Here is a 9,425-nt window from a genome sequence, read left to right as displayed (position 1 = left end):
CTTCGCCTCTTCCATGACATCCTTGTCGACTGAACGATTGCCTGGCTTTCTGCGCCTTGTTTGTACTGCATTTGCTTGGGCAGTTTCCCAATTATAGTGTCTTCGGACTCCGCTATTACGTCTTATTTCACGAGACACTGTACTTGCACTTACATTTATCGCCTTGGCAATATCTTTTTGTTTCGTTCTATTTTGGAGTAGCACAGAAATTGTGTACCTTTGCTCCGAGGTTAATTGTTTGTACATTGCAATGCAAAATTAATTAATCTTTGGGAGACAGAGGTCTCCCTTTCTTATTTTTATGCATTGCTTGTTGATTTTCTTCTCATGGGGGCTTCTCGCCCCCAAACCCCTCGGTGTTTTCAGGTATAGATTATTAAGCTACACCAGCACTTGGGATTGCAGTTCTATGTTGAACTTGCGTATTTAACCAAACAAACTTACTAAGAAAATAGTCGTAATTATCGCTTAACTCAAATCGCTCATTAGAGCCTACACATATTTTAGTCTAATGACCGATTAAACTCTAACCCTATTCTGCACTTCTAATCCTTCTATACGTGCAAAGTGTTTTACATTCTCTGTTGACTTTAGGAGCTCTGCTTGATGATACCCATCAGTTCTTCAGCAGTTTCGTTTCCTTCCCACTTCCCAAAAAACTTATTAAGCATTTCTTCTGTATAGGCTTCGTCTGACATTTCCTTGCGTTCTTCCTCGAGTACAGAGTTAGTAAGTTTCACAGCTAAGCCCAACCGAATGTTCTTACTCATCGAACGCAATACGTTCCAATACATGCGTATCGTATTGTTCTCGATGTTTGTCATTGTGCCTGCCATAATTATACCTCCTGTTTATATTTTTTGCAAATATAACGTTTTCATATAACAACTCCAACTCTGCATCTTGGTTTTCACATTCTTATTGCAACTAATAATAGACGAAAGGAGCATTACACTATTACCCTCACTACATAAGAGAATAACGGACTTAAAACCAACAATATTTTTATTTTCAGTTTGCTGTCATTTTAACATTTGGACAGAAAAGCCTGTAAACTAATCTGTTATGTCTTCAATCAGAGTGACAGAAGTGACAGGAAAATTATTATTAGATTAGATTTGGTTCCGCCTTTAATAAAGTTTAAGGGGACGAATATTGCTCTCTAAATATAATCTGTACTAAGTTTTATTGTGCAGGATTCCCAAAATCCAGGAGTTGATTTAATTCTTCCATTTATTTCATATAACAAAGTGAAGTCTAAACCCTACAAGGACATTTGTATATTTTTAGTTGCTCATAAATTGATATGGAAGGGCATAGAACCTGAAGTGCACAATCCTTACATTCCAATTTCTTATTTCGTGTGAAATACCAATAGCAGTCTTGTGAACCAACCCATTTATTAATAATACAAGCAAGGTCTCGATTTTGTAAAGACTCAATTTGCTGATTTACACAATAGACCATCCCATCATAATCGATTGTTATATGGCCAAAGTATGATGTATTTATGCAATCTTTCAAATAACAGTCTTTTAGATTTTGATTGATTTTAAGAACCTCGTCTTTGGTTATAACCATTTGTGGCTGTAGGGTAATATTCTTTTCATCCAAGAATATAGGACATAATACTATATTTTCTTTTGCACCCGTAAGCTTGTCTAAATCAGAATTATTTGTTACAATATATTTTAGGATTAACCTTTCTTCTCTTAGGTTTATAATATCTAAGGGGGTAGCTGAATCGATAAGCAATTCTACCATTATTGTTCTATACTTGCGTAACATATCTTGTATATGTTGAATAGGATAAGCCAAGTAATGAACTCTAAAAACAACAAGTATGTTTCTTGTTTGGGCAAGATTTAAAATTCTTTCCAACTTATCGCATGAAATTTCCCCAGACAAGACAATTCTTTCCAGGTCAAAAGAAATAAGTTGCAGTAATATTTTGTCTATGTCAATCTCTGTATGATTAACGTTTGGATACCCTAATTGCTTGTAAGCAAATGAATTGAAATTTATAGACAATGTATTATTAAGTAAAAAAGTGATAGATTTCAACATCATATTTGTATATGATGCCAAGTTGTGCCCTAAAGCTTTGTTTTCTTTATTTAAGGAGGTCATTATTTGTAATCCTCGTTTGGGGAAATAAGGCATTGATTTGTTTGGTTGTATGAAATATCCGAATCCGTTGTAGGCGATTATTTGCAAAATAGACTTGTTGTCATCGCAATCATCTATATAACCGAACTGGTTTAATGTATTGACGGCTTTATATGGGACGGCAATATTCCTCATATATATGCTACTAAACTTTATTGTATCATATATGAGCAATTCTTTTGATGTTGCCTTGATATAGCAATGTGGAAAAATTATGTACAGTCTGTTCATTTTATTATAATGTTTTCTTCAAGCACTTCTATTATGTCAGGATGGGATTCTATGTATGATACAGCATCTGACAATAGTTTTGCGAATTTACTTTTTGAAGTAAACTCTTCACATTTACCATTGCTGTAACAAAAAGAACATTTAGTGCAACAAAATTGCATGTAGCATTTCTTGCATAAAGATGAAACTTCTGCGATTCTTTTCATAAATCCATTTGCTACCTCATTGCAATCAATATGAACACAGCCACTATTGTCAATATATCCTAACGGTGAATCCCTATTGACTTTTTCACATGGATGTATTTTCCCATTATAGCTTACGAAAAGTCGTTTTGAAAATGGAATACATGTACCAGTTGGCAAGGTACTATTCTCAATACTTTCATCTACGAGTAGCTCACTCTCTTTGCTAACTGAATTATTCAACAACCTTGTAGTAAAAACCAAAATTCGATTAAAGAGTGGATTTTGAGTGATTAAACTTGGAACCAACTCTATATCCTCTGGAATTTCAAATGTTTTAAGCATAGATAGAATTCTGTTTCCATCTTTTGCATCCTCGGTAGGAACATGAAGTGGGCTAAAATTCGGCGTTGTGTTAAATTGTATCTTAAACCAATCAACAATTTCCCTTACATCACTTTTATTTGTGAAAACCGCATTATAGCGAAATGTTGCGAACCATTCTGAATATAAATTCTCAACACACTTCAAGTTCTTCATTACGATGTCAAACGAAGGATTCCCATTAGGAGTTATTCTATAAGAGTCGTTTTCCTTGTTGCCATCAAGACTAATTAGCATTTTGAATTTGTGACGTGACAAAAAATCCGCATATTTTGATAGAAGCATTGCATTTGTTGTCATTGTAAAAAACAATGAACGGTTGCGAAAATCAATACGTTCTGCATATTCTACAATTTGGCGCACTACATCGAAATTCATCAATGGCTCACCTCCATAGAAACTGATGGCAAAAGGTTCTTTAGGTGCATTTGATAGAGGCTCTTTCTGAAAAAGAATTGCCAAATAATCAATTATGCTTTTGGCCGTTTCAAATTTCAGATTCCCCAACATACCTCTTCGGCTATCAAATGTATCATATCCTTCGCTATAGCAACAATATTCGCATCTAAGATTACAGAGTGTTGTTGTCTCAAATATGATTTGTGACAGTTTTACCAATACTCCTTGTATAGTATTTCCTGTTATATAACTATCAAATGATGAAGTATATTTATCAAGATATCCATATTGCTTTAACTGTCGAAATGTTTCGTCTCCTTCATTTCTATCGTTTGAAATTATATCGTACACATTCTTTGATAATGGCAATATTGCCTTTTTCAAAGGACTATACAAATAAGAATTTTCGTTTTGAGTTTGAAATACTATAGCTTCCATATGCGTAAAATAAGGGAAGCCAAAGTGTTAAACAATGGCTCTCCCTTAATTAGTGATTCTTTAATCAATGTTCCAACTTCCAGCAGAGGCAACATCGTCACACATTGTAACTTCGCCTTCTCTGATGAAACACTCACAAGGACAATAACAGTTGCTAATGCGAACAATATGTCCTTTTTGTCCAACAACTCTTAATCTGTTTTTGAGTTGCTTGTTCTGTTCTTCTATAACAGACAGTTTTAAAACTCCCATAAATATTCTTTAAACCCCTTTTATTGTGTACAAGTCAATCGCAGGGGTATTGCGTTTCGACTTGCTTGTGTATTGCTGTTAAATATTCATCCATAGGCATGTATATATCCGGGTTGCTATAAAGTGCATCAGTAAAAGTCTTTGGAAAGGCTGTATAACCGATTAATACTCCTCGGAGCATATATCCATACTCTTTACTATCAATGCCTCTATTTTGGGCATATCGGTCAATTTGGTCAAAACCAAAAGGTTTGATAAAGAAAGCCATCAAGGATTTCAATACAACCAAGTTGGCGGGAATGCTAAATGATGAGCATTGGTTGTGCTTGTATGACCAAAATTCACGAAGAGTGCTAAGTATTTGCTTGCCTTTTTCTGTGTTAGAGCATTCTAAGCACTTATATTTGTTGGCTAATTCAACAATGAGGTTCAATACAACCTCGTCAGACAAGCCTCTTTGTTTGCACATAAGAGCTTCATTCATGATGACATCAAGAAATACTTTTTCTTCATCAGAATTCAGTACATCAATGCTTATAGTTAAGTTCTTTAGCAAGAAACAAGAGTAATCAATGTTTCCGTTTGCCTCACCAGATACTTTTGCTTTGCCGATAAGTTCATTCATAATATCACTAACACGGACAAATAAAGCTCCTAAAGTCGTATCGTACATAGATGAACCAGATTCTATGTTCGTTATCTGTTGTTTTATATCTGCGATCTGCTGCTTTATGGACTTAAATTCGTAATTTTCATCTTCGTATTTTTTGATTTCTTGTTTGAGATACTTCTTACGCTCATATTCCCAAGTTCCCTTTTTGAAATATTCACGTTTTTTCCCCATTTTGATACCATTATCACGTTCTTTCTTTTTTATAGAATTAAGTTCTTCTATCCAATCAGAAATACCATCGTGACATTCCATGCTGTAAAGTTTGCTTTCTAACGCATCCTTTTGTGTTATTAAGAAATCTCTTTTGTCTGTACTATTTGCTTGTTTATTCTGAGATATTTCTTCTGCACGAGCCTTTGCCAATTTGACAATTTCAGAGAAATGTTGCATAAGAATATCAAACAAGTTTGTCCTTGTCTTAACAGTACCATTATATATCCCTTTAGCTGTTTGGATTAGAGAAATATATTTACTCTCATTTGAAACAGCTATTTCAGAAACCATAACTTGTGTATTTAATCCTGCAAATGAATTTTTTAAATCACGCAATATACACATTAGTTTTTGTTCTTGGGGATTTTTTGCAAACGCCATTGCACGAGTAAAGGCAACTATCATCCCCTTTAATCTGTCATAAATACAGTCTTGTGCAACATATTCTTGAAGTTGAAAAGATATGGCATTTGCTATTTTTCCTGTGGATATAGGCAACGCATTGCTCGTCTTTACGATAAATTCAGACTTGTACTTTTCAATACATTTTACTTCAAACAATATTTGCGATTCTGCAACAAGAGATTCCAGTAAATCTCTTGAAGAGAACAGAAAAGCAATAGTTCCCTTTTTATAGTAGATTGTCTTATTGTATGTAAATAGAGTTTTACTATTTTTGACAGGAGCTATATTTGATTTGTCTAGAATTTCATCATTGACTTTCAAGACATAATCACCATTAATTTCCTTTGTTGACAAAATTAGATAATTAGCCCTTTCATTTGTTCCATCTAAATAACGGCTCAAATTGTTCCCATATCCTCTGACTTGGTAGAAAGAGAATGGTGATATACTTTCTGAAACGAAAGATTCCAGTAAGTTCCATGAGTTTGTACTTATATAATAAAACATAGGTCTAATTATTTTCAATTTCAACTATATTTTCCTTTGAAACATCTTTCAAAAAGGATGTTCGCTTTCCTGTGTAGGAGATATACAGATTGCGTGAAGAACGAGTGCATGCCACATAAAAAGCATTTCTTTTACAAGTGTTCGCCTCATTAGCAAAAGGCACAAAGACATTATCAAATTCAGACCCTTTTGCTGCATAGTATGTCAGGATGCATGGTAGGTCATTGTTTGAAAAGTCCAATGTGTTGACAGTTCTAAACGGAACTACATTTCCAGTTCGATAATGCACTTGTGTATTTACTCCTCTTTGATTCAGAAAATCATTTACTTCACGTACATCACTCTCGTCAGGAACAAGAATTGCGACATCGTCTAAATCTTCCATTTTTATTCGATTTAATATGCCTTCCAATTCTTTCTCTCTAGATGAGTATTTCGTGACAATCGGTTTGGGATAATTAGGATAGTCGCTATTGCCACCATCTTTCATGTTATTTGTCAACAAGTCCACATTGACATCTTGAATTTGCTGAGCAACTTTAGCAATTGTCTTTGGTAGACGATAATTGTAATCCAAAGAGAGACGTTTGTAGACTAAAGTATTAGCAATCTCATCTATTGAACTTCCTTTAAAATTCATTTGTTGCACAGAATCTCCAAATAAAGAAAGACTCTTCCCCTTATGAGGTATTATCCTTCCTTGATAGTCTAAGATGTTAAAATCTTGAGCCTCATCTATAATAAGATAATCAATTTTAGCTTCTGATTGCTTATAAATTGTTCCACTTGGAATCAACTCGAACTTATTAGTATTAGTCACACTAAACCCTGATAGGTATGGAACTTCTTTAAACCAACTAACCCTGCGTCCAAAGGCTGAGTAAAATTTGTAATCCACCCAATCTGCAAAATCTATTCCATAAGCCGTTTTGTACTTTTCGGTACGTTCAAACTTTCTGACATTTAAATCATTTACCAGATAGAGGGTATTCCTATTGCCCTTTTCCCAAAACACATCTCCTGTTAGGTCAAAGCCACGATGAGTCCAAGCCCATTCGTATGCAATGCGCTCTTTGTCTAAACCGAGAGCCTGCATTCCATAAGCTATCATTCTTTTCAAAGCCACAGTAAAAATAACTATGGCGTAACTTCCTTTGTTCTTTGCCTGTAATGCACGATGGATAGCAAGGTTAGTTTTTCCACTGCCTGCAGCACCTTGTACAATGATATCTTCGTCTATACTTTGAACGATGATTTTTCTTTGAGAATCATCTAAGTTTGATATAAACCACTTTTCTAATCTCATGCCATTTCCATTAGAACAGCAGCTCCACTCTGTGTTGTTTGACTGATTAATGTTTTGAATACATACGAAAAAGCGCGGAGCTTGTTCTGTCACTCGTTCCACGCTATAAAGGCTCTCGCATTGCCCGACAAGTCGAAACGAGCAACGCCGAAAGCCCCACGCCAGTGTAAGTATATAGAAAGCACTCTTGACAACGAACATTAGAATCGTCCGAAGCCAATGAGGGCTGTATATAATACACCTCATGAGGCGTTCTTTGTTGCTTTGTTCTTGACTTGTCGTTGAATTTGCGAGATTCTTATAGCGTCAAAACCAAAGCGTACAAAAACGCCTTTTACCATATGTATGTCTGCCCAACCTCTGCCCATCGGGGCTTTCGGTATGGGTATAGACGTTACAAAGATAATACTTTTACCTTGAAAACCACTTTGTTTTGCTGGTAAAGTATGATTTTAAGGTCCGATTTAATATTATTAAATATAAATATGTCAAAGAAATCCACTTCCCCGTGATTTTTCTTGCTAAAAATTTTGTATTATCAATGATTATTCGTATCTTTGTAGCACGAGAACCCGCCAAGCCTCTCAACGATGCTCAAATGTGCGGGTCGTTTTTGTTTTTATAGGTATATGGCAACAAAAATTCCGTTCATAAAACCATATTCCACACCCCAAAAGTTAGTACAACTACTCAAAACAAGAGGTATGGAGATAACCGATGAAGAAAAGGCTCAGCATTATCTTTCCCACATCGGTTACTATCGTTTGTCTGCCTATATGTACCCATTGCTTTCCATTCCCAAGGAGCAACATCTATTCAAGCGAGGAGTATCTTTCGGTAAGGTTATGATGTTGTATCGCTTTGACAAGAAGCTACGCCTACTTTTATTCAATGAAATTGAAAAGATAGAGGTTGCAGTGCGTTGTGCAATCGTGAACTTTGGAACGAAAATGACAGGCAACCCTTTTTGGATGACTGAAGCCAACAATTTCTCAAATCCGTCCAAGTTCAATCGCTCTATACGTCTTATAGAAGATGAATTGAACCATACAAAAGAGGATTTCATCAACCATTTCAAAGAGACATATACCAATCAGTATCCACCTTCATGGATGCTGACCGAGATATTGCCATTTGGTGTAATCACTAATATTTATTCTAACATCAAGAATAAGAAGATAAAGAAGCGTATTGCACAGTCATTTGGCTTGCAAGTTGCACCTTTTGAATCTTGGCTTACAATTATCACTGTAACAAGAAACTCATGTTGTCATCATGCACGTGTATGGAATAGGGTATTCTCTATTCGTGCTACCATGCCAATTAGAATGTTGCGTCCTTGGATTACCTTGCCGACAGATCCATTGAAAGTGTACTTTGATATGTGCATCATCAAGTACTTTCTTGACATCATATCTCCAAATAACGATATGCTTGATAAGATGAACAGACTTTTTGCTACGTTTCCAGAAGTAGATATAGCTGCCCTTGGTTTTCCTTCTGGTTGGGAAAACGAACCACTGTGGCAATAAAAGGCATTTGGAGTGACTACTAACCATCTCACATCGCCCACATTTTCGTAATTTCGGTGTGACAGAAGGTTAAAAACGTTAAATCTTCACCTTTTCGTATCTAAACAGAATCCATATTGTCACTTTTCTACCGTTTAGAGCGTATAATACTGATAATCAACTAATAATAGATACAGCGGTTGTAGCTCTCTAATTTCTGTAACCATTCCCAATAGTGTTACGACAATTGGGCAGTTAGCTTTCAGCGGTTGTAGCTCTCTAACTTCTGTAACCATTCCTAATAGTGTTACGACAATAGGTAGCGAAGCTTTTAGCGGATACACCCGCAAGTTCAACATAGAACTGCAATCCCAAGTGCTGGTGTAGCTTAATAATCTATACCTGAAAACACCGAGGGGTTTGGGGGCGAGAAGCCCCCATGAGAAGAAAATCAACAAGCAATGCATAAAAATAAGAAAGGGAGACCTCTGTCTCCCAAAGATTAATTAATTTTGCATTGCAATGTACAAACAATTAACCTCGGAGCAAAGGTACACAATTTCTGTGCTACTCCAAAATAGAACGAAACAAAAAGATATTGCCAAGGCGATAAATGTAAGTGCAAGTACAGTGTCTCGTGAAATAAGACGTAATAGCGGAGTCCGAAGACACTATAATTGGGAAACTGCCCAAGCAAATGCAGTACAACAAGGCGCAGAAAGCCAGGCAATCGTTCAGTCGACAAGGATGTC

8 protein-coding genes and 1 pseudogene are annotated in these 9,425 nt (G+C 35.7%); 3 read left to right on the top strand and 6 right to left on the bottom strand.

The features are described from left to right. From HMPREF0666_RS12685 to HMPREF0666_RS12655, 6 genes are all read right to left on the bottom strand, one after another. Positions 1-246, bottom strand: a 246-nt coding sequence (locus HMPREF0666_RS12685) for a helix-turn-helix domain-containing protein (protein ID WP_009012764.1), incomplete at its 3' end; no start/stop codon positions are given. Between the two features lie 344 nt (positions 247-590). Beyond that, positions 591-836, bottom strand: coding sequence for a hypothetical protein (locus HMPREF0666_RS12680; protein ID WP_009012763.1), 246 nt, complete (start codon positions 834-836; stop codon positions 591-593). A gap of 421 nt (positions 837-1,257) precedes the next feature. After that, positions 1,258-2,304, bottom strand: a complete 1,047-nt coding sequence (locus HMPREF0666_RS12675; RefSeq protein ID WP_232214111.1) for a hypothetical protein — start codon at positions 2,302-2,304, stop codon at positions 1,258-1,260. Between the two features lie 92 nt (positions 2,305-2,396). Further along, entirely contained in the window at positions 2,397-3,806 is a 1,410-nt protein-coding gene (locus tag HMPREF0666_RS12670; protein WP_042856369.1) for a radical SAM peptide maturase, read from the bottom strand. A gap of 286 nt (positions 3,807-4,092) precedes the next feature. Further along, complete coding sequence (locus HMPREF0666_RS12660) at positions 4,093-5,880, bottom strand: lantibiotic ABC transporter (protein ID WP_232214110.1); 1,788 nt, start codon at positions 5,878-5,880, stop codon at positions 4,093-4,095. Further along, positions 5,861-7,162 (bottom strand): ATP-binding domain-containing protein, encoded by a 1,302-nt coding sequence (locus HMPREF0666_RS12655; protein WP_232214109.1) that lies wholly within the window; start codon positions 7,160-7,162, stop codon positions 5,861-5,863. Before HMPREF0666_RS12655 ends, HMPREF0666_RS12660 begins: the two co-directional genes overlap by 20 nt. A gap of 629 nt (positions 7,163-7,791) precedes the next feature. Here HMPREF0666_RS12655 and HMPREF0666_RS12645 point away from each other — a divergent pair. The 3 genes and pseudogenes from HMPREF0666_RS12645 to HMPREF0666_RS12640 form a co-directional block, all read left to right on the top strand. Beyond that, positions 7,792-8,694 carry an Abi family protein gene (locus tag HMPREF0666_RS12645; RefSeq protein WP_042856367.1) on the top strand — a complete coding sequence of 301 codons (903 nt, stop codon included), beginning with the start codon at positions 7,792-7,794 and terminating at the stop codon, positions 8,692-8,694. Positions 8,695-8,886: 192 nt separating this feature from the next. Next, on the top strand, positions 8,887-9,060 hold the full coding sequence (locus HMPREF0666_RS18540; RefSeq protein ID WP_083822554.1) for a leucine-rich repeat protein: 174 nt from the start codon (positions 8,887-8,889) through the stop codon (positions 9,058-9,060). A gap of 135 nt (positions 9,061-9,195) precedes the next feature. Then, positions 9,196-9,425: pseudogene (locus HMPREF0666_RS12640) on the top strand (helix-turn-helix domain-containing protein); the annotation flags it as partial.

Source organism: Prevotella sp. C561 (assembly GCF_000224595.1).
GTDB classification, from domain to species: Bacteria; Bacteroidota; Bacteroidia; order Bacteroidales; family Bacteroidaceae; genus Prevotella; species Prevotella jejuni.
This window is presented reverse-complemented; position numbering and strand designations above follow the sequence as displayed.

Bases quoted from the DNA above. Each gene is read 5' to 3' on its own strand.
- HMPREF0666_RS12655 (WP_232214109.1), bottom strand. From the start codon at position 7,162: ATGAGATTAGAAAAGTGGTTTATATCAAACTTAGATGATTCTCAAAGA.
- HMPREF0666_RS12670 (WP_042856369.1), bottom strand. From the start codon at position 3,806: ATGGAAGCTATAGTATTTCAAACTCAAAACGAAAATTCTTATTTGTAT.
- HMPREF0666_RS12675 (WP_232214111.1), bottom strand. From the start codon at position 2,304: ATGAGGAATATTGCCGTCCCATATAAAGCCGTCAATACATTAAACCAG.
- HMPREF0666_RS12645 (WP_042856367.1), top strand. From the start codon at position 7,792: ATGGCAACAAAAATTCCGTTCATAAAACCATATTCCACACCCCAAAAG.
- HMPREF0666_RS12680 (WP_009012763.1), bottom strand. From the start codon at position 836: ATGGCAGGCACAATGACAAACATCGAGAACAATACGATACGCATGTAT.